General features: G+C 40.0%; 27 protein-coding genes. 19 read left to right on the top strand and 8 right to left on the bottom strand.

Annotation, left to right across the window (positions count from 1 at the left end; all coding sequences use genetic code 11):
- The 4 genes from WAA86_RS04310 (at window position 1) to hisIE (ending at window position 2688) form a co-directional block, all read left to right on the top strand.
- Window positions 1–420, top strand: coding sequence for a GNAT family N-acetyltransferase (locus WAA86_RS04310; RefSeq protein WP_337299752.1), 420 nt, complete (start codon window positions 1–3; stop codon window positions 418–420).
- Between the two features lie 9 nt (window positions 421–429).
- Complete coding sequence (gene hisA, locus WAA86_RS04305; RefSeq protein WP_337299751.1) at window positions 430–1161, top strand: 1-(5-phosphoribosyl)-5-[(5-phosphoribosylamino)methylideneamino]imidazole-4-carboxamide isomerase; 732 nt, start codon at window positions 430–432, stop codon at window positions 1159–1161.
- Window positions 1162–1225: 64 nt separating this feature from the next.
- The gene (gene hisF / locus WAA86_RS04300) at window positions 1226–1981 is read left to right on the top strand and encodes an imidazole glycerol phosphate synthase subunit HisF (RefSeq protein ID WP_337299750.1); all 756 of its coding nucleotides are present in this window, start codon (window positions 1226–1228) and stop codon (window positions 1979–1981) included.
- A gap of 65 nt (window positions 1982–2046) precedes the next feature.
- The gene (gene hisIE / locus WAA86_RS04295) at window positions 2047–2688 is read left to right on the top strand and encodes a bifunctional phosphoribosyl-AMP cyclohydrolase/phosphoribosyl-ATP diphosphatase HisIE (RefSeq protein WP_337299972.1); all 642 of its coding nucleotides are present in this window, start codon (window positions 2047–2049) and stop codon (window positions 2686–2688) included.
- Here the strand turns inward: hisIE and WAA86_RS04290 are convergent.
- Window positions 2683–3501 carry a DUF1853 family protein gene (locus WAA86_RS04290; RefSeq protein WP_337299749.1) on the bottom strand — a complete coding sequence of 273 codons (819 nt, stop codon included), beginning with the start codon at window positions 3499–3501 and terminating at the stop codon, window positions 2683–2685. The genes hisIE and WAA86_RS04290 overlap by 6 nt on opposite strands.
- Before the next feature lie 78 nt (window positions 3502–3579).
- Between WAA86_RS04290 and WAA86_RS04285 the strand changes: the two genes are divergently transcribed.
- The gene (locus WAA86_RS04285) at window positions 3580–4722 is read left to right on the top strand and encodes a vWA domain-containing protein (RefSeq protein WP_337299748.1); all 1143 of its coding nucleotides are present in this window, start codon (window positions 3580–3582) and stop codon (window positions 4720–4722) included.
- 40 nt (window positions 4723–4762) lie between these two features.
- On the top strand, window positions 4763–6232 hold the full coding sequence (locus tag WAA86_RS04280) for a magnesium chelatase (protein WP_337299747.1): 1470 nt from the start codon (window positions 4763–4765) through the stop codon (window positions 6230–6232).
- A 57-nt stretch (window positions 6233–6289) separates the two neighbouring features.
- Here the strand turns inward: WAA86_RS04280 and WAA86_RS04275 are convergent, their stop codons facing one another.
- Entirely contained in the window at window positions 6290–6772 is a 483-nt protein-coding gene (locus WAA86_RS04275) for a hypothetical protein (RefSeq protein WP_337299746.1), read from the bottom strand.
- A 466-nt stretch (window positions 6773–7238) separates the two neighbouring features.
- On the opposite strand from WAA86_RS04275, the gene WAA86_RS04270 reads away from it, so the two are divergent.
- From WAA86_RS04270 to WAA86_RS04235, 8 genes are all read left to right on the top strand, one after another.
- Window positions 7239–7367, top strand: a complete 129-nt coding sequence (locus WAA86_RS04270) for a zinc-binding dehydrogenase (RefSeq protein ID WP_337299745.1) — start codon at window positions 7239–7241, stop codon at window positions 7365–7367.
- 245 nt (window positions 7368–7612) lie between these two features.
- Window positions 7613–8947 (top strand): M16 family metallopeptidase, encoded by a 1335-nt coding sequence (locus tag WAA86_RS04265; RefSeq protein ID WP_337299744.1) that lies wholly within the window; start codon window positions 7613–7615, stop codon window positions 8945–8947.
- Window positions 8948–8955: 8 nt separating this feature from the next.
- Window positions 8956–10386: a M16 family metallopeptidase gene (locus WAA86_RS04260; RefSeq protein ID WP_337299743.1), complete on the top strand. Its 1431-nt coding sequence runs from the start codon at window positions 8956–8958 to the stop codon at window positions 10384–10386.
- Between the two features lie 103 nt (window positions 10387–10489).
- A complete protein-coding gene (truA, locus tag WAA86_RS04255) occupies window positions 10490–11251 on the top strand; it encodes a tRNA pseudouridine(38-40) synthase TruA (RefSeq protein WP_337299742.1) in 762 nt (253 codons plus the stop codon).
- A gap of 43 nt (window positions 11252–11294) precedes the next feature.
- Window positions 11295–12392 carry a magnesium/cobalt transporter CorA gene (gene corA / locus WAA86_RS04250; RefSeq protein WP_337299741.1) on the top strand — a complete coding sequence of 366 codons (1098 nt, stop codon included), beginning with the start codon at window positions 11295–11297 and terminating at the stop codon, window positions 12390–12392.
- Window positions 12393–12603: 211 nt separating this feature from the next.
- Window positions 12604–13101 carry a Dps family protein gene (locus tag WAA86_RS04245; protein ID WP_337299740.1) on the top strand — a complete coding sequence of 166 codons (498 nt, stop codon included), beginning with the start codon at window positions 12604–12606 and terminating at the stop codon, window positions 13099–13101.
- 101 nt (window positions 13102–13202) lie between these two features.
- Window positions 13203–13715, top strand: coding sequence for a hypothetical protein (locus tag WAA86_RS04240; RefSeq protein ID WP_337299739.1), 513 nt, complete (start codon window positions 13203–13205; stop codon window positions 13713–13715).
- Between the two features lie 39 nt (window positions 13716–13754).
- Window positions 13755–13916: a DUF1328 family protein gene (locus WAA86_RS04235; protein ID WP_337299738.1), complete on the top strand. Its 162-nt coding sequence runs from the start codon at window positions 13755–13757 to the stop codon at window positions 13914–13916.
- A 30-nt stretch (window positions 13917–13946) separates the two neighbouring features.
- Here WAA86_RS04235 and cysM read toward each other — a convergent pair whose 3' ends face one another.
- Window positions 13947–14831, bottom strand: coding sequence for a cysteine synthase CysM (gene cysM / locus WAA86_RS04230; RefSeq protein WP_337299737.1), 885 nt, complete (start codon window positions 14829–14831; stop codon window positions 13947–13949).
- Window positions 14821–15615 carry a serine O-acetyltransferase EpsC gene (epsC, locus tag WAA86_RS04225; protein ID WP_337299736.1) on the bottom strand — a complete coding sequence of 265 codons (795 nt, stop codon included), beginning with the start codon at window positions 15613–15615 and terminating at the stop codon, window positions 14821–14823. Before epsC ends, cysM begins: the two co-directional genes overlap by 11 nt.
- Window positions 15616–15709: 94 nt before the next feature.
- Here epsC and WAA86_RS04220 point away from each other — a divergent pair, with 94 nt between their 5' ends.
- Window positions 15710–16408: a DUF2461 domain-containing protein gene (locus WAA86_RS04220; RefSeq protein WP_337299735.1), complete on the top strand. Its 699-nt coding sequence runs from the start codon at window positions 15710–15712 to the stop codon at window positions 16406–16408.
- Here WAA86_RS04220 and WAA86_RS04215 read toward each other — a convergent pair.
- The 3 genes from WAA86_RS04215 to WAA86_RS04205 form a co-directional block, all read right to left on the bottom strand.
- Window positions 16379–16789, bottom strand: a complete 411-nt coding sequence (locus WAA86_RS04215) for a glyoxalase (RefSeq protein ID WP_337299734.1) — start codon at window positions 16787–16789, stop codon at window positions 16379–16381. The two genes, WAA86_RS04220 and WAA86_RS04215, sit on opposite strands and share 30 nt — an antisense overlap.
- A 134-nt stretch (window positions 16790–16923) precedes the next feature.
- The gene (locus tag WAA86_RS04210) at window positions 16924–19956 is read right to left on the bottom strand and encodes a WD40/YVTN/BNR-like repeat-containing protein (RefSeq protein WP_337299733.1); all 3033 of its coding nucleotides are present in this window, start codon (window positions 19954–19956) and stop codon (window positions 16924–16926) included.
- Window positions 19957–20017: 61 nt separating this feature from the next.
- Window positions 20018–20782: an outer membrane lipoprotein-sorting protein gene (locus tag WAA86_RS04205; protein WP_337299732.1), complete on the bottom strand. Its 765-nt coding sequence runs from the start codon at window positions 20780–20782 to the stop codon at window positions 20018–20020.
- 174 nt (window positions 20783–20956) lie between these two features.
- Here WAA86_RS04205 and WAA86_RS04200 point away from each other — a divergent pair, with 174 nt between their 5' ends.
- Complete coding sequence (locus WAA86_RS04200) at window positions 20957–22309, top strand: NAD-dependent succinate-semialdehyde dehydrogenase (RefSeq protein ID WP_337299731.1); 1353 nt, start codon at window positions 20957–20959, stop codon at window positions 22307–22309.
- A 146-nt stretch (window positions 22310–22455) separates the two neighbouring features.
- Window positions 22456–22851, top strand: a complete 396-nt coding sequence (locus WAA86_RS04195) for an acyl-CoA thioesterase (protein ID WP_337299730.1) — start codon at window positions 22456–22458, stop codon at window positions 22849–22851.
- On the opposite strand, the gene WAA86_RS04190 is transcribed toward WAA86_RS04195, so the two are convergent.
- The gene (locus WAA86_RS04190) at window positions 22848–24137 is read right to left on the bottom strand and encodes a dipeptidase (protein WP_337299729.1); all 1290 of its coding nucleotides are present in this window, start codon (window positions 24135–24137) and stop codon (window positions 22848–22850) included. The two genes, WAA86_RS04195 and WAA86_RS04190, sit on opposite strands and share 4 nt — an antisense overlap.
- 182 nt (window positions 24138–24319) lie before the next feature.
- Here WAA86_RS04190 and WAA86_RS04185 point away from each other — a divergent pair, with 182 nt between their 5' ends.
- Window positions 24320–26119: an ATP-binding protein gene (locus WAA86_RS04185; RefSeq protein WP_337299728.1), complete on the top strand. Its 1800-nt coding sequence runs from the start codon at window positions 24320–24322 to the stop codon at window positions 26117–26119.
- 21 nt (window positions 26120–26140) lie between these two features.
- Window positions 26141–26512, top strand: coding sequence for a response regulator transcription factor (locus WAA86_RS04180; protein ID WP_337299727.1), 372 nt, complete (start codon window positions 26141–26143; stop codon window positions 26510–26512).
- The last annotated feature ends 4 nt before the right edge of the window (window positions 26513–26516 follow it).

The raw sequence follows: 26516 nt of genomic DNA, 5'->3' as shown, positions 1-26516 counted from the left end.
ATGGAAACGTACATAACCACAAACAAAGAACAGCTGGATACTTACAAAATTCACCAATATATAAGCCAGGACTCGTATTGGGGAATGGGCAGAACGTTGGAAGATGTCCAGAAAACCATCCAGCATTCCTATTGTTTCGGTTTGTATTCCAAAACAAATGAACAGTTGGGGTTCGCCAGGGTAGTAACAGATTTTGTTGTATTTGCCTATCTGATGGATGTGATTATTTTTAAAGAACATCAAGGCAAGGGATTAGGAAATAAATTAATAAACCACATCATTAAAAGTGATGCTTTAAGTAAGATAAAAACATTTGCGCTGAAAACCAAGGATGCCCACACTCTTTACGAGCGTTATGGATTTGAAAAAATTGGGAACTCAAAACTTTGGATGGCCAAGGACAAGGTAGTCCTTTTATAAAATAAGCATATGAGAATAATACCTGCAATAGATATCATAGATGGGAAGTGTGTTAGACTTTCGAAAGGGGATTATGATACCAAAAAAATATACAACGAAAACCCCTTGGAGGTAGCCAAGGCGTTTGAGGCGCATGGTATTGAATACCTGCATTTGGTTGATTTGGACGGGGCAAAATCGAAACATATTGTCAACCATAGCGTATTGGAGCAGATTGCTTCCAAAACGGCCTTGAAAATAGATTTTGGAGGCGGACTCAAAACGGATGATGATCTAAGGATCGCCTTTGAGAGTGGGGCCCGGCAAATTACAGGAGGAAGTATTGCCGTAAAAGATAGGGCGACCTTTATCAGTTGGATAGAAAAGTTTGGTTCCGATAAGATTATTTTGGGCGCTGATGCCAAAAATGAAAAAGTTGCTGTATCCGGTTGGCTGGAAGATTCCAAAGAAGAACTGGTGCCTTTTATCAAAACGTACCAGAAAGAAGGAATAACTTATGTAATCTGTACGGATATCAGCAAAGATGGTATGCTGGAGGGCCCATCATTTGAGCTATACTCAAAAATATTAAAGGAGGCCGCTCCTGGGATAAAACTGATAGCCAGCGGGGGGATATCTACCTTTGACGAACTTCCAAAATTGGCGGAAATGGGATGTGAAGGGACCATCATTGGCAAAGCCATATACGAGGGAAGGATTTCCATGAAACAATTGGAAGAATTCATAAGTAAGAGTAGTTAGAATAATTGAAGGAATATCAAGGAGAGAATTACCCCTTGGATTACCAAAATAAAGTACAAAGACAATGTTGACAAAGCGTATTATTCCTTGTTTGGATATTAAAAATGGCCGTACTGTAAAAGGCATTAATTTTGTTGATCTACGCGATGCGGGAGACCCAGTCGAATTGGCAGAAATCTATGCAAGAACGGGAGCCGATGAATTGGTTTTCCTTGATATATCAGCAACAGAGGAGAGACGGAGAACCTTAGCTGACCTTGTCTTAAGGGTGGCAGAAAAAGTAAATATCCCCTTTACCGTGGGAGGTGGTATTTCTTCCGTGGAGGATGTGGATATCCTATTGCAAAATGGAGCTGATAAGGTTTCCATCAATTCCTCTGCAGTCAAAAACCCTCAATTGATCAATGATTTGGTGGCAAAATTTGGCTCCCAATGTATCGTTGTTGCCATTGATGCCAAACAAATAGATGGGGAATGGATCGTTCATTTGGTAGGTGGCAAGGTTCCAACTGAACTCAATCTTTTTGAATGGGCCAAAGAGGTAGAGCGCCGTGGTGCAGGGGAAATACTATTTACTTCCATGAACCATGACGGAACCAAAAATGGCTTTGCCAATGAGGCCTTGGCCAAATTGTCCAATGAACTGAATATTCCGATCATTGCCTCAGGTGGTGCCGGTACCATACAGCATTTTACGGATACCTTTATTGATGGAAAATCTGATGCCGCCTTGGCTGCAAGTGTATTCCATTTTAAGGAAATTGAAATCAGGGATCTCAAGGAAGAATTAAAAAAGAACGACATTCCCGTTCGTTTATAAAAGATATCGCCTATGTAGGTTTACAGCCAAACAAGTTGTGCCAAATAGAAAGACATCAGCAAAAAATTAAAACAATTATGAAAATAGATTTTGATAAAAATAAAGATGGGTTGGTCCCGGCCATTATACAAGATGTGAATACCAAAAATGTTTTGATGCTTGGTTATATGAACGAGGAGGCCTATAATAAAACCATGGAGACCAAAACGGTAACCTTTTTCAGCAGAACAAAAAACAGATTGTGGACCAAAGGGGAGGAGAGTGGAAATTTTCTGAAACTCACCAATATCCAATTGGATTGTGATCAGGACACCCTATTGGTATCGGTAGATCCTATTGGCCCTACGTGCCACAAGGGAACGGATACCTGTTGGGGGGATAAAAATGTCCAGGCATTTGGATTTCTATCCGGCTTGGAGGAAATCATACAAAATAGAAAGGATCAAGCAGAAGGAAAGGCTCCCATTGATGCAGATGGCAAACCTAGCTATGTTTCTTCACTCTTTCAAAAAGGGCTCAATAAAGTGGCCCAAAAGGTTGGAGAAGAGGCTGTAGAAGTGGTCATCGAAGCCAAAGATAATAATGATGGGCTCTTTTTGGATGAAAGTGCCGACCTGCTGTTCCATTACTTGATATTACTTCAAGCAAAAGGATTTAAACTCAACGATATTGTGGAGGTATTAAAGGTTAGGCACAACAAATCATAACCACCAGACCACAAAGATTTTCATCAATTCCCCATTGGACTTTTTCAACCAGACCATTGGGGAATTTTTATTGGACAATTGGGTGTTGATGTCCCCAAGTACTTCGTCATAGGTTTGCCAATCTAAATCTGATGTAGGTGCCTTAGGCCAATCCTTTTTAGGTGGAATATAGAGTTGGTCCTCACCATCGATAAAGGATGAAAAAGTATCCCTGTCCATCCAAATACCAGCAACACATTCACTGTTGAAAGGGAAGAAACTACTTTTTTCATGATGAATGGGAACGAATACCTGGGCCTTAAAACAAACTCGATGCTCAACACCCCTGTAATCTATATCCAAGTCCTGTAATACCTTATCTCCTTCTGCCGAATGCAACAAAGGTATTTGATGGTTTTTGATCTTTTCTTTTTTGGCATAAAAGGTATCCCTTCGGTTGGGTCCTACCAATTGGTGCAATAGACTGGGAAATTCCGGATCCAACACATAAAACTTATAGGTAAGTTCTACATGTAACCTTTTTTCCATTGTCAAGTCCTCCAAAATAAAATCGATTTCCCCCAAACTAATTTTGTTCCTTCTAATGGGAATGTTAAAGGCACTTATCCGATATCGGGAAGAATTGGTTATAAGTTGATGAAAAATATGTTCCATCTGATGGCCCAGTCTTAAATTTTCCGGGATGGGTTCACAATGAAAATCCTTCAGGTCGATATCTGGAAATTCAAATTGCTCTAGACCATCGTAATTCCCATGCCATAGGGGAGGGGTTTGTAAAAATGCGTTAAATTTTGAAAGGTTTGCGATATCCATACGATACTAAAGTAGTGCAAACCGTTAAGTTTTCTTTAAAAAATTAAGGGTCTCTTCCAAATGTATTAAATTTATAGAATGGCTATGAACAAAAGAAAAGGGTTTCGTTTTACCAACTATGAAGCACCGAACCAAACTCCGTTCGAAAAGCTTTTTGAGATTTTCAAAGAGCTGATCACGCATACTTCCGGCGATGTGGAAGAGGCGTTGGATTGGTTGCGGGAACTGGATAAGGAATACGAACTTACAGATGAAAATTACACCATTGAGGACTTTATAGAAGACTTAAAAGCAAAAGGATTTTTAAGGGAAGAATTTAAGGATGGTAATGGTGACGGTAATGGCGAAGGCGATGGGGATTTGTCCATTACTGCCAAAATGGAGCGCATTATAAGGCAGGCTGCGTTGGATCAGATTTTCGGCAAACTCAAACGCAGTGGTTCCGGTAACCATAAAACTGGAAAATCCGGTAGGGGAGATGAGCATACCGGGGAATTCAGGGAATACCGCTATGGGGACGGGTTGGAGCATATTTCCATGACCGAAAGCTTAAAAAATGCCCAAATCAACCATGGGATGGATAGTTTTGCCCTGAGCGAAGATGACCTCGTGGTTGAGGACACACAATACAAAGCCCAAATGAGTACCGTGCTCATGATCGATATTTCCCATAGTATGATACTCTACGGGGAAGACCGGATTACACCGGCAAAAAAAGTGGCCATGGCTTTGGCAGAACTCATCACGACCCGTTACCCAAAGGATACCTTGGACATATTGGTATTTGGAAATGATGCATGGCCCATTCCCATCAAAGATCTTCCGTATTTGAAAGTGGGACCTTATCATACCAATACGGTTGCTGGTTTGCAATTGGCCATGGATATGCTAAGGAGGAAGCGGAATACCAACAAGCAAATATTTATGATCACCGATGGCAAGCCCAGTTGCCTGAGAATGCCAGATGGGACCTATTACAAAAATAGTGTGGGTTTGGATGATTATATTGTTGAGAAATGTTACAATATGGCCAGACAGGCCCGAAAATTACATATTCCCATTACCACATTCATGATCGCCCAAGATCCGTACCTGACCCAATTTGTACGACATTTTGCCGAGGCCAATAATGGAAAAGCATTTTTTACAGGTTTAAAGGGCCTTGGAGAAATGATCTTTGAAGATTACGAACAGAACAGAAGAAAACGATTGAAAGGATAATAACAGCATACTTCATCCAGAGAAGTATTTAAAAAAATATATGAAATTGAACTATAAAGAAATAAGCACCCTGGGTGCACTAAAAAGTGCAGGATACCGTACAAAAAATATCAAAGATGAACTTAGGGACAACCTAATTCAGAAGATCAAGAACAAAGAACAGACCTTTACCGGAGTTTGGGGATATGAAAATTCTGTTATTCCAGAATTGGAGCGGGCCATTCTTTCCAGGCACAATATTAATTTATTGGGACTAAGGGGACAGGCCAAGACACGTTTGGCCAGATTGATGGTGAATTTATTGGATGCATATATTCCTGTTGTGGAAGGATCCGAAATCAACGATGACCCTTTAAAGCCGATGTCCAGATACGCCATGGAGCTCATTAAGGAAAAAGGCGATAAGACCCCGATATCTTGGTTGCCAAGGGAGGAACGTTTTTACGAGAAATTGGCAACTCCCGATGTGACCGTGGCCGATTTGATAGGTGATGTGGATCCTATAAAGGCCGCCAACCTTAAATTGTCCTATGCAGATGACCGAGTTATCCACTTTGGAATGATCCCAAGGGCGAACCGTTGTATTTTTGTAATCAATGAATTACCAGATTTGCAAGCGAGGATACAGGTATCCCTTTTTAACATTCTACAGGAAGGGGATATACAGATCAGAGGTTTTAAACTGCGCCTACCTTTGGACCTCCAATTTGTTTTTACGGCCAATCCAGAAGATTATACCAATAGAGGAAGTATTGTGACCCCATTGAAAGATAGGATCGGATCACAAATATTGACCCATTACCCGGAGGATATAAAAACAGCCCGTAAAATCACCGAACAAGAGGCCAGATTGGATGAAAGACAGACCAGTGCTGTCTTTGTCCCTGATATGGCAAAAGATCTCTTGGAACAAATAAGTTTTGAAGCCAGGGAAAGTGAATACGTCGATGCCAAAAGTGGAGTCAGTGCCAGAATGAGCATTACTGCTTTTGAAAATCTTTTGAGCACCGCCGAACGTCGCGCGCTCAGAAATGGAGAGAACACTACCAGTATTCGGTTAAACGATTTTATGGGTATCATTCCATCCATCACCGGAAAAATAGAATTGGTATATGAGGGCGAACAAGAAGGAGCAGGGAGCGTTGCCTCCATCTTGGTAGAGGATGCCATTAAAACTTTGTTCCCATTATATTTCCCCAAAATAGACAAACTGGAACGAAAAGATGCCGTTGGTCCCTATGATGAACTGATTTCTTGGTTTTTTGATGGAGATGGTTTTGAAATACTGGACGATGCCACGGACATAGAGTACAAAAAAGAATTGGATAGTGTTTCGCCATTAAATCAATTGATTAAGGAATATCAACCTGATGCATCAAAGGAGGATAGCTACTTTTTAAAGGAGCTATTGCTCTGGGGCTTGGTAGCTAATAAAAAGTTGAGCAAACACAGGTTTACCGAAGGATACCAGTTTAAGGATCTCTACGGAAGTTTTATTAGCGGACTTTAATATATTTAAAAAGCCCTTTTTTGATGAAAGGGCTTTTTTTTGTACTATTAGTAAAGCTTAGGACCATGAATCGATATTATCGTTCATATCCATAAATTTATATTCCCCCACCAGTACTTTGCGGTGTTTAAAGGAAACCAAGGTCATCAATATCAAAAGAGTGTACAAGGTAACAATCAGTGATCCTATAGGTAGAAAGGTTTTCGGTATAATTGACGCATCATAATCCGTATAACTGGATAAGATGTAGAGCGTATCAAATATTTGAAATACATATATAAATAGCAGGATGTACAAAATGTACTCCAAGTTCCTCATTTGAGGATCGGGATATTCATTTTCCTTTACCTTGAACCACATGGCATATAGATATACAAAGTGTATTATGGTCAATATGGGAAATATGTAGTTATCAAACTTAAAAAAGTAGAACTTATTGGTATACAGGCCATAAAAATTGAGAACTATGAGTGTGAACAATATCACAATGGATAAAAGTTGTATCATTTTCCATGGAAAAATGCGTAGTAGTATATTCATTTAAGTAGGTTTTTGGAGCGCTTGGGGAACCCCATGTTTCAAAATAAAAACGCTGTCCAATTTCAATTATTTCAAATTTTTCGATGAAGTGCAGGCAATGTTGGCAACTTACGATATCGTGTGGTGAAACGGTCTTCAGGCTTTTTGGTGAAGTACAAATGTTGTTGGGAAAACCGCAAAAAGTGTGGTGTAAGGATTACTACAAAAAAGTATACATTCCTAGAGTTGGGATATAGGACAGTGGTAACGCAAAAAATGAAAGCAGCTGTAACAATCCTGAAGCATTTGAAATTCAAGAAAAAACCCATCCTACAGTTGAAGGCAGGCTGGGTCCTTTTAAGGGTGAAAGCGTTGGCCTAAATAGATCAGGGCTATTTAATAGACATGGGAGACATTTCATCAGTAGGACATTTGACCGTTTATGTGGGTGAATCAAGGAATCCACTAAAGAATTATTACAGTATTTATGGATGATGCTGCAAAAGGAGGCATTACCTTAAACATAGACAGCAATTGTCCTTTGGATGATAATGTAAAAGCCCATCACTACATGGAGGACAATAGAGCGAAAGGCAAAATTGTAACTGCAGTATAGGCTTTCTCAAAATAAAAGTTACCTGAACGGTTCACAAGCTTTGTAAGAAGATTCAGTTTTTTTAATATAATCCAAAGGTGTGGTGAAAATTACAAACTTTAAACCTTCTTTTAAGTATTGGTTTTAAAATGTGAATACGGATAAAACGAGCTGGGCATTACGATTCATATTCAATTTTATGTCCATTTAAATTCTCAGATTAATTTCTCAATTTCTTATCTTTAGTTCCTTTAAATCAAATACCCATGAAGCGCAGTTTTTTACCCATGTTCACCCTTTTGTTTATCACGCTGGTCAACGGACAAAATAAAGTTGAGGATGTCAACAGTTTTACCCTTGATAATGGAATGAAAATATTGGTTTTGGAAGACCATAGCATTCCAAATGCCAATATGTACCTTTTTTGGAAGGTAGGTTCAAGAAATGAATATACAGGCATCACGGGACTCTCCCATTTTTTTGAACATATGATGTTCAACGGGTCCAAAAAATATGGTCCAAAAATGTTTGATAGGACGATGGAAGCGGCAGGGGGAAGCAATAATGCTTATACAACAGAAAACTTGACTGTTTACACTGATTGGTTCCCAACTTCTTCCATGGCCACTATTTTTGAACTGGAAGCAGACAGGATAGCAAACTTGGCCTTGGACAGCACTATGGTGGAGAGTGAAAGAGGGGTGGTGCTCAGTGAACGGAGTACGGGGTTGGAGAACAGCAATTTTAGAAATATTATGGAAGAAGTAAAGGCTTCTGCATTTTCTGCCCATCCTTATCGTTGGTCTGTCTTAGGTTATGAGTCCGATATTAAAAATTGGACATTAACCGATCTACAAACATATTTTGACACGTATTATGCGCCAAACAATGCCGTAGTTGTCATAACAGGTGATGTAAAGGTTAGCCAGGTCAAACAGCTTGCACAAAAATATTTTGAGCCTATCCAGCCACAACCGGAACCTAGAAAAATTCATACCATTGAACCCCCTCAAAGAGGAGAAAAAAGGGTGGTAGTCCATAAAAAAGTAAGCACACCAAACTTATTACTGGCGTATCATGTTCCCGAAACCAAGCATAAAGATTATTATGCCTTGGATTTGTTAAGCGCTATTCTAAGTAGTGGCAATAGCAGCAGGCTATACAGTAGTTTGGTAGATGAACAACAATTGGCTACAAGTATATTTTCATATATGCCAGAAAGTATAGACCCCAATCTTTTTTATATCTATGGTGTGGCCAACAAAGATGTGAAGGCAGAAGCATTGGAAGAAGGTATTATTGCAGTTCTTGATCGTATTACCACTAACGGGATTAGTGAACAAGAGCTTCAAAAGGTTAAGAATCAAAAACTAATTTCATTCTATAGAACTTTAGAAACCATTGACGGTAAAAGCAATAATCTGGGCACCTACGAGATGTACTTTGGGGATTATAAAAAAATGTATTCTGCTCCTTCGGAATATGAAAAAGTAACCATGGGAGACATACAGCGGGTGGCCAAGGTGTATTTTACCGAAGAAAATAGGACCGTAGGAATACTAAAAGACAATACCAAAACCGAAATTGTAACCTCCAATTAAAAGATTTCATGAAGCATTTTGATATGGCGCATTTAAAGAATACCATGGGAACTATTTTATTCAATAGTCTTTTCATTTTTTTAATAGTTTTTGGAACTATTGAATCATTGGCTGCACAGGAAAAATTCCAATTGCCGCAGTATAGCAAATTCACCATGAGCAATGGACTCACGATCTATTTCATGGAACAACATGAAGTGCCACTAATACAGTTGTCTGCTGTATTTCCTGCGGGCGCCATTTACGATCCAAAAGAAAAATCAGGTTTGGCAAACGCCACAGCAGCAGCAATGGTGCTGGGAACAGAAAATTATTCCAAATCAAAAATTGAAGAACAGGTAGATTATGTTGGTGCTTCGCTCTACACTTGGGCCGACAAAGAGGCCGGTTACCTTTCTTCATCTTTTATGAAAAGGGACCAGAAGAAGATCTTGGAAATTGTAAAAGATGTACTGCTTCATCCGATATTTCCCGATGCGGAGTGGAAAAAGTTGCAGGAAAGAAAACTTGTTGAAATAGATCAAATGAAGGAGAGCCCTCGCGCTTCAATAAGGAACTACTTTGACCATTTTGTATTCGGTGGGCATCCGTACGGAAATTCGGTTGTGGGCAACAAAACCGGAATTGAAAATATCACTTCTAAAGAATTGGCCGATTTTTATAAAAATCAATATCAACCATCCAAGGCTGCTATTGCCATTGTTGGGGATTTTGATTCCAAATTAATGAAAAAGGAGATCGAACGGTTATTTGGAGATTGGAAACAATCTTCCGAACCGCTTCTAAAATTGCCCGATTTTTCCTTGTCTGAAACCCCTAGAGTGTTACTGGTCAATAAGGAAGATGCCAATGAGACTACGTTTTTAATTGGAGGAAAAGGTATTTCGAGGAATAATCCCGATTATGTGGCAGTTCAAGTAATAAATACCATATTGGGAGGTCGTTTTACTTCTTGGCTCAATGATGAACTAAGAGTAAATTCCGGACTGACCTATGGTGCTGGCAGTAGGTTCAACAGCTTCAAGAATGGTGGTGTTTTTCAAATCAGCACCTTCACGGCGACTGCAACAACGGAACAGGCCATTGACCTTGCTCTGGAAACATATAAAAGGCTGCACACCAAAGGTGTTGATCAAAAAACCTTGAATTCAGCTAAAAATTATTTAAAAGGACAATTTCCTCCAGAGTATGAAACCAATGGACAACTTGCCATTTTATTGACAGATATGTTTCTGTACAATTTTGACGAGTCCTTTATAAACACGTTTACACAGAAAATTGATGCCCTGAATTTGGAGAATATCAGTGCTTTGATTGACACTTATTTTCCAAAGGACAATCTTCAATTCGTTTTAATTGGAAAAGGCGAAGAAATTAAGGAAATTGCCAAAAAATATGGTGATTTGGAACAATTGGAAATATTGAATGATGGCTTCTAAAGCATGGACAGTCAATAGTCCTTTTTTTGGCAGTGACATTTTTTGATATAGAGCTCCATTTCATTTTTGATGATTACAGATGCAAAAGCAACGCTTCTATTACTTGATCCAAGTTCAATATCTAGGCTTTCGATATAGTGGCTGGCAGAAACAGCCGGGACAGAAGACCATTGAAAGCATGCTTTTGAAAACCTTGAAATTTGTGCTGCCAGAAAGAAACTATAAAATTTTGGGCGCGGGTCGGACTGATGCCAAAGTTTCTGCTTTACATGGAGCCTTTGAACTGTTTTTGGAAGAAAGTCCCCTGGAAGATCTTGAAGGATTCACTGCACAGTTCAATAAGAATTTACCCCCAGATATTAGAATTTTATCCGTTTCTCCTACTGATAAGGAATTTAATATCATTCAACATAGTAAGGAAAAGGAATACATCTATTTATTTTCTTTCGGAGAAAAAAACCACCCCTTTTGCGCCCCTTTTATAGCGAATATTCTTGAAGACCTCAATATAGAGTTGATGATCAAAGCTGCCGGACTCTACGTGGGGGAGCACAATTTTGGAAATTATACCACAAGACACCAGGAAAGCACCAATACACTTAGGTACATAAAGAGCTGTACCATAAAAGAAAACAGCATATTAAAGGCTAATTTTTTCCCTGAAACAAGTTATGCCCTGCATATTGTTTCCGAAGGTTTTATGCGCTATCAGGTAAGAATGATCATGGGTGCTTTGATCTTGTTGGGAAAAGGAGAACTTAGCCTCCATGATATTGAAAATACCCTGAAACCGGAATGTGAGTTCCTTTTGTCCTACGTGGCCCCAGGGTCAGGGCTATTATTGAATCGATTGGATTTTAAATAATATCATCTCACATATCATTATCTTTAAAACCAAATTTGCCAGCATGTCCAAAAAGAAACACAAGTCCAATCATAAGATCAGTCCAAAAAAACCATCCCGAGCACATAAAAAAGTGGGTAAGGCCCCAGGAACGGTCACCTATTTGGGATTAAGGGAGGGCGAGAAAAGTAATGTGGGCATCATAGAGTTTGACGAAAGTTCCTTTCAGATATACCATACAGAACTAATTGAACAAATTCTTGAATTCAAAAATTCCAGTGCCACTTCCTGGATCAATGTAGTTGGATTAAGTGATGAAATTTATATAGAAAACCTCGGAAAGGCCCTTGAGATAAATCCATTGAGTGTCGAAGACGCTGTAAATACCAACCAACGACCAAAGATTGATGAATATGAAGACTATATTTTCTGTGTCCTTAAAATGATTTATCTGGATGCCAAGAATGAGCTGGTAGGGGAACATGTAGCTTTGGTGCTTATGGATAAAGCTGTGGTTGTATTCCAAGAGCTTAAAGAAGACGTTTTCAACGGGTTACGGGACCGTATACACACCAAGTCTGGACGTATAAGAAGTAGGGGAGCAGACTATCTTCTTTTCGCGCTGTTGGATGCCATCATAGACAATTATTTTGTTGTCCTGGAAAACATAAGTGGCCAGATTGAAGAATTGGAAGAGGAAGTGTACGACAATCCCACTCCGGAAACCGCCCGTAAGATCCAAGACCTCAAAAAAGAAGTTCTAAAAGTTCGTAGATGGATTTCTCCCGTAAAGGAATTGATCAATAGACTTATAGAGTCAGACAACCCATTGATAACCAAGGATACCAAGTTGTTTTTAAAGGATCTTATGGATCATTGCTTGGAAATCAATGAGAGCCTTCAGATCTATAGGGAAATGTCCATGAGTTTGTTGGAGATGTATATGAGCAATGTGAGCAACAAAATGAATGAGGTCATGAAGGTACTTACCATAATGGCCTCCATATTTATTCCGTTGACTTTTATAGCGGGAATTTACGGTATGAACTTTTCTTACATGCCCGAACTGCAATGGAAATACGGCTACTTTGCCGTCTGGGCAGTGATGTTAACACTCTTCATCGGAATGTTAATTTTCTTCAAAAGGAAGCGCTGGCTTTAACAATTCATTTTGTTAATACTTCCCAAATTCCGTTAAAGGCAGTTAAACGCCTTGGCAGGGGACTTTATTCCTTATATATTGAAAGTGTTGAAGATAATTACAAACACTTTCTAATGGGCATTCGCCCAGGAGCTAAATCCCATTAGCTCAGGTTACGTTATCCGACCAACAAAAAATCACATTATTTAATTCTTAAAACATAAGTCAGAATATGAACTATTTAAATATCAATGAAGAAAAATTATTGCCGGTCGTTGTAGAACTGAACACACTATTGGCAGACTATCATATGTACTACCAAAAATTGAGAAATTTTCACTGGAACATCTTGGGAAACAACTTTTTCGATCTTCATGAAAAGTTCGAGGAACTGTACACAGATGCTAGGGTAAAAGTAGATGAGATCGCCGAGAGAATCTTAACGCTGCGCTACCACCCGATGAGCAACTACAGTGAATATTTAAAAACCTCCGCCATTGAAGAAAGTACAATATCCTTAACGGACAAAGAAATGGTACAGGAAATACTTAAGGCACACAGCCTATTGTTGAAGCAGATGTCCAAGGTAGTGGACAAGGCCGACTCCATTGGTGATGAAGGAACCATAGATCTAATTGGGGCCTATATCAGAAACATGGAGAAAACAAGCTGGATGCTGGATGCCTGGAACAAGGACAAGTCAGATAAACTTAAAAGTGCTATAAGTTAGTCGCTGACTATATGTCACAAAAAAGAACATAAGAGGTACTGGAAACTGTATCGTTTGCATACTTTAAGAAAAAAGAACTAGTAACTATAAAATCAAATTATATGAAATCTATAAAAATATTATTTAGCACCTTATTATTATTTTCCGCAGCCACTACACTGGCCCAAGAAAATAGCGAAATGACATCCGAAACAACAGAAAAGACCTATGAGGTATACGCCAACGGGAAGTTGATCAAAAACTCAGTAAAGATCAATACCATGGTATCCAGGGATGTTCTAATGGAAGAAGAAGATAAGGGCGAGTTAAACCAAGATCGTGTTTTTCAAAAAATGAACGTTATGAAAACGGTAAAAATTGATAACGACGCAGATAACACCTACGATGAGATCATAAAATTCCGTTACAGGGCAGATGAAAAGACCGATTTTTTCTTGGTGACCAATGACGATGAAATTATGGTCGCTGTAGATAATGGCGATAAGTTGGAGATCGTAAAGAGTGAAAGTATTTATAAGAACGATCTTAAAAATAACAAAGAAGCCTACGTCATCACCGATAAGAAAGGGAACGAAATTGATCTATTTGTAGAAGAATACAAGTCCATGAAATAGAACATTTCAATATTACAAACTTAAACAAAAGCTTTAACTATGTGGCGATGGACGCTCATCTTCTTATCAATGGCCATCATAACCGCAATCCTTGGATTTGGAGGATTTGCGGGAGCCGGAGAAGGAATAGCAAAGATTCTATTCTTTGTCATCATGTTAGTCTTCCTACTGTCACTTTTTAGCGGGCTATTGAGAAAATAAAAAAGAGCGCCGTTAAGCGCTCTTTTTTTTTTAATCAAACAAGTCCGATGACAGATACCTGTCGCCCCGATCACAGATTATGGAAACGATCACACCTTTATCCAAAGTCCTTGCCAATTCCAATGCGGCCACTGTTGCACCACCACTGCTCATCCCTGAAAATATACCTTCCTCCATGGCCAATCTTTTGGCCATGATTACAGCAGATTCTTCCGATACCTCAATGATCCGATCTACTTTTTTTCTATCAAAGATTTTAGGCAGATACTCCTCTGGCCATTTCCGTATTCCGGGAATCTTAGATTCGTCCGTGGGCTGCACCCCTACAATTTGAATATGGGGATTTTGTTCCTTTAAAAAGGTAGAAGTTCCCATTATGGTACCTGTGGTGCCCATAGAGGAAACAAAATGGGTGACCAATCCTTCGGTATCCCGCCAAATTTCTGGCCCTGTACTTTTGTAGTGAGCTTTCCAATTGTCATCATTCCCAAACTGGTTAAGCATTACGTAACCATGGTTGGCCACCTTGTCCTCAGCATAATCGCGCGCACCTTCAATACCAATATCAGCAGGGGTAAGGGTCACTTTGGCTCCATAGGCCCTCATGGTCTGCACCCTTTCTTTGGTAGAATTCTCGGGCATGACCAATTCTATTTTTAGGTCATAAATACCGGCAATCATTGCCAAGGCAATACCAGTATTTCCACTAGTTGCTTCAATCAGTTTGGAGTTTTTGTCAATTGCGCCCCGTTCCAATCCACTTTGAATCATATTGAGAGCAGCCCTATCTTTTACGCTGCCTCCCGGATTGTGCCCTTCCATTTTGAAGAACAAACGCACATTGGGATTTTGGTTTAAGACCCTAGATTCCACCAATGGTGTATTCCCAATCAGATCAATCAACTTATGCGCCATTGGAAATAGTTTTTATTTTAATCTCAGGGGTGTGATACACTGTTGAATTAGCTGGTATAGACGATGTGATCCAAGCATTACCTCCTATAATACTGTTTTCACCGATGACTGTTTTGCCACCTAGAATGGTAGCGTTTGCATATATGGTCACATTGTTTTCTATAGTGGGGTGTCTTTTTGTATTCTGAAGATTTTTGGCAACATATAACCCTCCCAAAGTAACACCTTGATATATTTTTACATTGTTCTTTATAATGGCCGTTTCACCAATGACAACACCTGTGGCGTGGTCTATAAAAAAAGAATCCCCAATTTTGGCACCAGGGTTTATATCAACACCTGTCTGCCTATGGGCATATTCCGTCATCAGGCGCGGCACCATGGGAAAGCCTTCTTCGTATAGTTCGTGGGCCAAGCGATAAATGGCTATGGCATAAAAACCGGGATAGGCCATATACACTTCTTCAATGGATAAAGATGCCGGGTCGCAGTTAACAATGGCCTCAGCGTCTAAATTGAGTTTTTCAAGGATATTGGGGATTTTGGCCATATAATTGTTCCAGACTTTTTTACAGGGCGTATCTACCTCCCAACAAGCCAAACGGACCAACTCGTCGAACTGAATTTCCAATTTTTCCAAATTTTCCTCAACCGGTGTCTCTATATCGAAAAGCATAAAAAATAGCCTATCGGTAAAATCCTCCACATTTTGTTTCAACCGGTATCTTAGATTGGGTTGCTTCTTATGCTGAATTATCTTTTTTATAATTGACTGTTTATCCATATCTCTAGCTAATTGAATCAAAATTAACCAATATTTCAAACGAAAGCATTGAAATTGCTTAACTTTAATATGAAATTTAAAGCCTTTAAGTCGGATGCAACAGACATTGATTACGGAAGATATATTCGAATTTTTAAAAGAATTGGAAAAAAATAACAACAAGGAGTGGTTTACAGAACATAAGCCACAGTTCAAAACCATGGAATCGAAGGTTAAGGAGTTTTACAACAATATCTTGCACATGATGGGGGACCACGATGATATAGAAAAATTAAAAATGTTCCGCATTTACAGGGATGTGCGATTTTCTAAGGATAAAACGCCCTATAAGGTACATTTTGCCGGCTCCTTTTCTAGGAGGGGTGCAGCACTCCGCGGTGGCTATTACCTTAGGTTAAAACCGGGCGAAAGCTTTGTGGCTGCCGGATTCTGGGAACCCAACAAAGAGGACCTATTTAGGATCAGAAAAGAGTTTGAAAGGGACTCTTCTGAAATAAGGGAGGTCCTAAATAGCCCCGCATTAAAAAAAATATGGGGAAGTCTCCAGGGGGATGAGCTTAAAACAGCACCCAAAGGTTTTGATAAAGAAGATCCCAATATAGACCTCATTAGAAAAAAGCAGTTCATCTTTGTGAAAAATTTTTCGGACCAAGAGGTATTTTCTCCTGATTTTAAAAATATCGTCAATGATGCCTTTAGGGCGATAAGGCCTTATTTTGATCTTATGAGCGACATACTTACCACCAATTTGAACGGGGAATCCCTATTGGACCATAGCAGCCAACTCAAGTAGCTGAATTTGATCCTTTAGGCGCTCTATTACCATATTCATCATTCTTTTGTTCAAGGCCGATGAGTTTTGGATATAAGTTTCGTATTCCTCAACGGTAAATTGGCCTATGATCAGACCTTTTAAGGAATTCCTGAACTTAATGTCCTTTTGAACCGCATTCTCAATATATTCCATGCGTTTCTGTAATGTGAGCTCATAGAACCTGTTCTTGTGTTTTCCGATGTAATTTTTAAAAACCGAAATAATCAAGAAGTTTTGGAGTTTGATGATCGGACGAAGCGTTTGGTTTTGAAAACGTTCATCGCTGCTCATATCACTTGTAATTCTGGCGGAAGGAATCTCTGGACGAAGGCTCAAGAGATTGTTTGATCTACTGTTCATCTCGCGGAGTTTTTATAAAGGTAGCCATTAAGCATGGTCATAAATTATATATACCAATTAGTTTTTAACCGGGTTATGAACAAAAAAAGCCATCGGCCTTGAGGTCGATGGCTCATACTTTGTAGTATTGCTTCTTATTTGCTCTCCAGGAATTCCTGAAAAGATTTTAATTGCAGACTTTCATAGTCCTTAAATTTATTCTTCAATTGTTCAAACTCGTTTTTTGCTTTGGTAAATCGGTCGGAGATTACTTTTAAGTTATCCAATTCCGATTTTGTCGGTTTGTCATAGTTACTGGCCAACTTGCTGTAAAGGTCTGCCATCTTCTCCCTTAATTGTGGTTCGGCTGAACCCACATAATTATCCCCTGTAGTAACGACCAAGGTTTCTTTCAAGGCGTTCAATTTAGAATTAAGTTTTTTATTTCCAGTCGACTTGGACTGATCCAATAGGGTATCTACTTCATACACCAAATAAGCCAACTCTTGCGTCATGTCATAAAGTTTCATAATGGTTTCATTCTTAATCTTTCGGTCCGCATCCGATAGGGGAGAGTTATCGTCATAGACCAATTCAAAAGTATGCTCATAGGTATCCTTACCCTTGTTCATGACCACCTTATACATTCCTGCGGGAACTTTTGGTGCCGTAAAACCGCCAAAGGTGAACGTCTTGCCGGTGGCAACTTTTGGTGCTTTCCTGGTATAGGCCCAATTTACAATATTGATCCCTTTGGATTTACCGGGTCCAAGTTCCATTATTTTATTTCCTTCCATATCCTGTACTTCCATCGTCATTTTTCCGAAGGTATGTCGCTTATTCAAATAATATTTGATTTGGGCGTTCTTGCTTTTGCTCTGGCCCACAAATTGGGTCTCATTTCCAAAGCTTCCGGAAAAACCTCCCTGTTCGTCAATGACAGTAGGGCTGTTGGCGAAAAAATGGACGTCCTTTTCCATGACCTCGGCCGTTAGGTCCCTCAAAGGAGAAATGTCGTCTATAATGATAACCCCTCTTCCATGGGTTCCCATAACAAGGTCGTTCGTTTTTTTCTGTAGGTCAATAAAATGAACTGCCACAGCGGGCATATTGTTGGTGAACTTGTACCAATTGGATCCCCCATCCATAGTAATATAGAGACCAAACTCCGTTCCTAAAAATAAAAGATCGGGATTCACGTAGTCTTCCTGTATATTTCGGGCAAATCCAACTACATCCGGGGTAATGATATTGGACCATGTTTTTCCATAATCCGTGGTCTTATAGGCATAAGGTTTCATGTCGTTATTGGTATGACCTTCAAAAACGGCGTAGGCAGTCCCTTTGTCAAAGGAACTGGCTTCAATATGGTAGCACCATGTGTTCTTTGGCAAGCCATTGATGGAGCCTACGGTGTTGGTCCACGTTTTTCCACCATCCTTGGTAACCTGAACGTTTCCATCATCCGTACCCACCCAAATGACATTTTCATCCAAAGGCGATTCGGCAATGGTAAAAATGGTGGTGTGATTTTCTGCCCCTGAATTATCCATGGAGAGTCCGCCGGAACTTTCTTGATTTTGCTTGGCCGGGTCATTGGTGGTCAGATCAGGAGATATTATCTGCCAAGTGTCTCCCATATCCTCAGATTTGTGCAGATACTGACTACCCATATAAAAACGATCCGGTTGATGCTCACTGATGGCCATGGGAGCATTCCAATTAAACCGTAATTTGGGCGTAGCTGTAGTTGGCAATGGCTGTATGGTCTTGGTCAGTTTTCTGTCCACATCATAACGCCACACATTCTCTGCGCCCTGCATTTCGGAATAAATTATATTTTTGGAAGGATGTTTTAAAACTCTAAAACCATCACCGTACCCAACAGAATTCCAATCCCTAGCCTCAATACCCCCTAGAGAACTGGATGGGCCGTACCAGGAACCATTGTCCTGCAACCCACCATATACATTGTATGGCTCCTCATTGTCAACACTAATATGATAAAATTGTGAGAGCGGTAGGTTTTCTACAATTTCCATAGTGTTTCCTCCATTCCAAGATCTATAGACACCACCATCGGTACCCACATAAAGCACATCGGAATCTTTGATTCCAAAGGCAAAATCATGGATATCACTATGCATATTTCCAAGATTCTTGAAGGTTTTTCCTCCATCCCTGGATATGGATCCACTGAGACCGCCTTTGACCACTACATTTTCATCTTGCGGGTCTACCACAATTCTGGAAAAATAAAAAGGCCTTACGGTAATTCCGAAATCATTGTTCAATTGTTTCCATGATTCTCCATAATCATCACTTCTGTACAATCCTTTCTTTTCGTTTTTTTCGGCTTCTATAACCGTATAAAGGATGTTTGGTTTGGAAGGAGCAACGGCAATTCCCAATCGGCCCAAATTACCATCCGGAAAACCATTATGGATCTTTTTCCAGGTAGTTCCTCCGTCTGTAGATTTGTAAAGCGCGCTGTTGCTGCCACCCGATTCAAAAGACCAACCCGTACGCCTGAACTCCCACATGGAGGCATAAAGCACATTGGGGTTTTCAGGGTCCATGGATAGATCTGCACAACCGGTTTTGGGGTTCACATAAAGTAATTTGTTCCAAGTTGCCCCAGCATCAGTTGATTTATAGACACCTCGCTCTTCACTATCACCCCATAAAGCTCCCAATACACCTACATAGATTTCATTGGAATTTTTTGGATTTACAATAATTCCGGAAATACGTTCTGAAGCTTCGAAACCAATTTTGTCCCAATTGGCACCTCCGTCAACCGACTTATAGAGTCCATCTCCAATGGATACACTGTTTCGGGTCCAAGTTTCTCCAGTCCCTACATAAATAGTATTGTCCGGATCATTCGGATCTAGGGTAACGGTTCCTATGGATTGGCAATATTCATCAAAAATGGGATTGAAAGTGGTGCCTGCATCATTTGATTTCCAAACACCGCCACCCGCTGTACCTGCATATAGGATTCGGCTATTGGTTGGGTGCACTTCCAAATCATTGATACGTCCGCTCATTAGGGCTGGTCCAATATGTCGGGCCGTGATATCACCAAAAATTTCTTTACCATTATTGGTTTTGGTCTCTTGGGAAGTTCCGTGGGAAGGGATGAGCACAGCCACAAATAAAAATAGAATTATCGATTTTTTCATTTCGAATCAGTTTTAAATAAAAAAAGACCCTTCTGAAAAGAGTCTTTTGCGTTAGATTGGATTATTTATCTTTTACGATTTCATCGGGAAATACAAATGCCCCATCCTCAACGGTAGGGTTTAGTGTGATGCTTTCCACGGTAAGAGGGCTTCCTGGTTGCCCTTTGACACCTTGCGTCATGGAAAATGGAAAATAAATGCCATCTACCTCTTGATAATCACTCATGGTCACCTCTGAGGTCATACCCTTGCCAGGCCCAGATTTAACCTCTGATTGCACAGCGATCGGAACAAAATTTTCCGTGTCAAAAAAATAAAAAGCAATATCTTCTTCTTGCTTGCCGTCAACCATAATTGGTTCTTTTACCAATTTTATTTTATAGGTTTCGGCGCCGTCTATGGTTTCCTTTCCCATTAATTCAACGGTATATCCCTTTTTCTTGTAATCAATAAAGGAATCTGGAAAGTCATTGGTGTTGAGCTTAAAGTTCGCGGTTGCCTCTGCGTCACTTTTTTCTGCCTTCAAGGTCATGAAATTATGGCTCCATAAAGTATTCCCATCAAATACCCCTTGCTTTATTTCCTTTCCTTGAAAATTGATGACCGTCATCTGTCGGCCATCACTCAATTGAAAGATTTCAAGAGGGATTTCCATACCACCTTGACTTACCTTTGCCTTCATTTTAACGCCTTTAAGACTTTTCATTTTTTCCAATCCACCAATATTTTCATAATAATTGGCAAGAATATCGTCGGCCGTTTGAGCCTGTAAGGGCATCAAAAAAGAACATAATAGAGCAGCCAAACTAATTTTTAATGTTTTCATTTCCAGTTGATTTATAATGATTCTACGATTATTAGTATCTAAATCTGCATAATGTTACACATATCCAACATAAATTCTTAATTTTTTTAACAGGGTCCGGTGTTATCCGTTAAAATCGTTAAAAGAATCCAGCCTTGGCCCACTACATTCTAACTTTATAAAAAATGTAACCATATGAAAAAATCGATCAACCCATATAACCAGCAAGAAGTATTTCAATTCGAGGAACTCGATAAAGCTGAAATAGTCGCAAAACTGAATTTAGCTGCGGACACATTTGTTCCATGGCGAAAAACCGGCTTTGACAAAAGAGCAGCTTTAATGCTAAAAGCGGCGGCCGAGTTGAAAAAGAATAAGGAAGAATACGCCAAGGTCATCACCCAAGAAATGGGCAAGCCTATTAGCCAGTCCTTGTCAGAAATAGAAAAGTGTGCCTGGGTGTGCGAGTACTACGCTGAACATGCCGAATCTCAGCTAAAGGATGAAGTGGTCCGTACCGATGCCGACTACAGTTATGTGAGCTTTGAGCCTATAGGGGTTGTTCTGGCCGTAATGCCATGGAACTATCCCTTTTGGCAGGTCTTTCGGTTTGCTGCACCAGCCCTTATGGCCGGAAATATTGGGATTTTAAAACACGCATCGAATACCATGAAATCTGGAGAACTGATCCAACAGGTATTCCAGAGGGCAGGATTTCCCAGTGGTTGTTTCCAACATTTGATCATTGGCAGCGATGAGATAGCGGAAATCATAAAGAATGACCATATCAAAGCGGTGACACTTACCGGTAGCAAACCTGCAGGATCCTCTGTGGCGTCCATTGCCGGAAAGCACATAAAAAAATCAGTTCTGGAACTGGGAGGCAGCAATGCTTTGGTGGTATTTGATGATTCGGATATGGATAGGGCAGTGGATATCTGCGTTAATGCAAGATTCCAGAATACAGGTCAGAGCTGTATTGCCGGAAAGAGATTGCTGCTTCATACGAACATAGCGGAAGAGTTTACCAATAAGTTCAAATCCAAGGTCGCTGAATTGAAATCTGGAGATCCTATGGAGAAAGACACCTTTATTGGGGTAATGGCAAGGGAGGATTTGGCGAAAGAACTGGAGGAACAGGTAAATAAATCCATAACCATGGGTGCAAACCTCCTGCTGGGCGGCAAAAGAAAGGGGGCTTATTTTGAACCAACTATTTTGAATCAGGTAACAAAAGAAATGCCTGTATTCAAGGATGAAACCTTTGGTCCGGCGATTGGTATTACCACCTTTGATACGGAAGAAGAGGCCGTAGACTTGGTCAATGCTTCTGCTTTTGGCCTTGGTGTGTCCATATTTACCAAGGATATGGATAAGGCAAAACGATTGGTTCCACAATTCGATGACGGGGCCGTATTTGTGAACGAACTGGTAAAGAGCGATCCGCGTTTACCATTCGGGGGCACAAAGAACTCTGGGTATGGACGTGAGCTTTCTTCCCATGGAATCATGGAATTTGTCAATAGGAAAACCGTGTATATGAAGTAGTTATTATAATTTTGGGGATGGTTTTTTATTGATATATGGATTTAGGGCCCCCTTAATTTCCAAATTGATAAATCTATCCTGAATTCTAATTTGTTGTTATTTTTAAAAGGGAAAGTCGACTAAATTGGGGTATAAATTTAGCAATTATGAGATTTCACACCAGAAAATGGGTAAAGCCAGAAGATTTAAATGCCAATGAGACCTTGTTCGGAGGGAGGCTTTTGGCATGGATTGATGAGGAGGCCGCATTGTACAGTATCATTCAGTTGGAGAGCAAAAAAGTAGTTACAAAATACATGTCGGAAATCAATTTCATGAGTACGGCCGTAAAAGGCGATATTGTTGAAATTGGTATTGAGGTGGTCAAATTCGGAAGAACCTCCCTTACCCTTAATTGTGAGGTGCGGAACAAGATGACCCGTGAAACCATTGTTACGGTAGATAATATTATCATGGTCAACCTAGGAACAGACGGCAAACCGGCATCCCATGGAAAAACAAAGGTAGAATATGTAAGGGACAGACTGGCGGCCGATAATTAGTTTTCGGCCCAGTTCTTGGAAATTGCCTGTACTTCATCCAGAACCCTCAACAGATTTCCTCCCCAGAGTTTTTCAATTTCTTCTTCGGAATATCCCCTTTTTACCAATTCGTGGGTTACATTAAACGTTTCAGAGGCATCATCCCAGCCTTCTATACCGCCACCACCGTCAAAATCGGAGCTTATTCCCACATGGTCTATTCCAATAAGTTTTACCATATAATCTATATGGTCCACAAAATCGGATACGTTCACAGCTGCAGGAGCATTTTTGTCCACTGACGCCTGAACCTTGGCCAATTTCAATACTTTCGGGTAATTCTTCATGAATGCTGCTCTTTGGACATCTGACAAATTGGCCAATTGCGATCTTTCATACCAATCAATTTCCAGAGAATCTGCAATCTTTGCATAGAGCTCTTTCATATAAGCCGCTCTAGTCTCATGCTTTTGAGTGTTTAAGTAAGAGCTGAAGGCAACGGTCTGTACCACCCCACCATTCTTTTTCAACAACAATAATTGGTCATCATCCAAATTTCGGCTGTGGTTGCACAAGGCCCTTGCCGAAGAATGTGAGGCAATCACTGGCGCTTTGGAAATGGCCAGCATTTGTTCCATAGAAGATTTTGATGGATGTGAAATATCTATCATTATACCAAGTCTATTCATCTCAACTACAGCCTTTTTACCTAATTCACTTAAACCATTATGCAACCATATGCGGTCCTTTTCTCCTGTGTTGGAATCGCAAAATTGACTATGCCCATTATGGGAAAGTGAGATATATCTGGCCCCGAGGTTGTGGTATTTTTCAAAATTTGAAAGATCTTCCCCAATTGGGTATGCATTTTCCACCCCGATCATAGCCACTTTTTTTCCGGTTTTGGATATGCGGCGCACATCATGGGAGTTCAGTGCCAATTCAATCTTATCAGGAGCAATTACCTCACAAAGTCTATGGATGGCCTCAAATTTGGCCATGGCATTTTCAGCCGCCTTGTCATATCCCTGGGCATTGAGCGAATCCTGTCCCGTATAAACAATCAACCAAGAGACGTCCAATCCGCCATCCTTCATTTTTGGCAAATTGACTTGCGTATCCAGATTCTGGGTATAATTGATACTATCTGTAAAGTTATTGACATTAATATCGTTATGGGTGTCTATGGTAATAACCTTTTCGTGAATTCTAAGGGCCTTATCCATTATGCTTTCGGCATTTTCTTTTTTCTGCTCCTGGCAGGACGCCAAGGTTAAAATGCAAATTAATACGGCAAAGTGCTTCATGGTACAGGTTTTTATACCTACAAATAAAGCAATTTGACAACACAAAAGGAAGGGTAGGTAACATTTAATTGCCCAAACAGGATAGAATGGTGAGATTTAAACAACGAAAAACCATAAATAACAATTGGCGGATGATTTTTGAATTCGATTCATAAAGCCAAGAAACCCAAATCCGATACTCTTTGAAATCTAAAGACCTAACGTACCACTTAACCGACTTGGAGTCAAAGCTGAGCAATCTTTCTTTCGAAAAATTGACTGCTGAGGAAGCAACAAATCTTAAAAAATCATTCAATTCGTTAAAAAGCAGCCTTGAAGAGAAGTTGGTTGGCGCCGTTACTTCCAACGCTTCCCAAAACTATAGCGATGTAGAACCGGAAGGCGTTGAGGATACAAAAAAAATCAATTCCACAAAAACCTCCAAAGGCAATCTCAACAGCACAGGCGAGTTGTTGGTAGCCAAGGTTAGCCATGAAATCAGAACACCGCTCAATGGGATCATAGGTTTTACGGACCTTCTAAAAGAAAGCAACCTTTCAGTTGACCAGGAACAGCACGTAAACGCCATACAATCCGCTTCCTACAATCTAATGGATATTATCAACGAACTTTTGGAGTATTCCAAACTTTCTGCTGGCCTTGAACATTTTGAGTCCGTCAATTTCAACTTTTACAGTCTGGTAAGAGACGTGATGTATCTCTGCAACACGCTCATCATGGAAAAAGAGGTGCGTTTAGAAGTGGATATGGACACCAAAATACCAGAAATGTTGGTAGGAGATCCATCAAAACTGTCACAAATTCTTCTGAACCTCATTGGCAATGCCATCAAATTTGTGAACAAGGGAGATATTCACCTGAAGATAAACTCCATAAAACAGAACAGCGAAGAGATCGTACTGGATTTTAATATTATAGACACGGGCATTGGAATCTCAGAAGAACAGATCGAGCATATTTTTGATACGTTTAGACAAGCCGAACACGATACCTTCAAAAAATATGGTGGATCTGGCCTAGGGCTTAGTATTGTTAAACAAATTATTGAAAACTTAAACGGTAAAATAAACGTTACCAGTACTTTGGGAGTTGGTACCACATTTAAATTTGAGCTTCCGTTTATCATTGGGACCAATGTCGCAAAAGAAAATGACCAGCAGCATAAGGCCAACATTAACAGTAGAAAGGAACTTGTCAAAGGCATGCAGATCTTGGTTTTTGAGGACAACTTGCTCAACCAAAAACTCATTGAAACAAGATTAAAAAGTTGGGGCTGTATTGTTCATATAACAGATAATGCCCGTTATGGGCTCAATATTTTGGAAAATAATAAGATAGATTTAGTTTTTATGGACCTTCGAATGCCTGTAATGGATGGCTTCGAGGTTACCCGCAGAATTAGAAGCAGCAAAAATACCTATATAAGCCAAATACCGGTAATAGCATTAACTGCCGACTTTTCTATCAAGGACAAGGAACAGTGCCAAGATAATGGTATCAACGATTATATATTAAAGCCATACAGTCCAGATGAACTCTTGTTGAAATTAACTTCCAACAGGGCCCAAATGGAGATCATGTCCAAAGCAGACACCAACATGGCAAACCCATCAGAAGCAACATTTGATGAAAAGTCACCCAAAATAGATTTAAAAAGCATTTTGGAAGAGTGTATGGGCGAAATGGATCTTTTGGAAGAGTTGGTATCCCTATACAAACAAAATGCCCTTGAATTCATCGGCAATGTAAAACACCATCTTAAACTTGAAGACTTCGAAAGTATACAATTTGCAGCTCATAAAATGAAATCTGGGCTGGCCATGATGCAAACGTTCAGCTTGCATTCCATCGTTGTGCAAATGCACAAAACCTGTATGACCGACCGCGACATGAAGTACTTGGAATTCCTGTACGACTGTTTTCTGGACGAGTACCCCGTAGTGGTACATGCCATAGAATTAGAGATGGAAAAAATGAAATAATAACCTAACCATTCCCCCCAAATGGACAAGAAAAAACTTTTACTGGCCGAAGATGACGAATTACTGGCTTCCCTGTTGACCTTTCGGCTACAAAAGGCCGGCTACGACGTCATACGAGCCAATGACGGCAAGCAGGTTAAAGAAAAACTCACCGAAAATATCCCCGATATCATTGTCAGTGATATCATGATGCCTTATTTGTCCGGATTGGAACTCATTGACTTTGTGAGAAACAAAATGGCCCTATCCATCCCTATCATTATCATTTCGTCTGCAGGCAACGAGGAAAATGTTCTGAGTGCTTTTGAGCTAGGTGCCAATGATTTTATCTCTAAACCTGTAAGTCCAACCGAACTATTGGTAAGGGTTGCCCGTGAACTAAGAAAAGTATAATACT

Origin of the sequence: Sediminicola sp. 1XM1-17 (genome assembly GCF_037203765.1) — a bacterium.
GTDB lineage: Bacteria > Bacteroidota > Bacteroidia > Flavobacteriales > Flavobacteriaceae > Sediminicola.
This window is presented reverse-complemented; position numbering and strand designations above follow the sequence as displayed.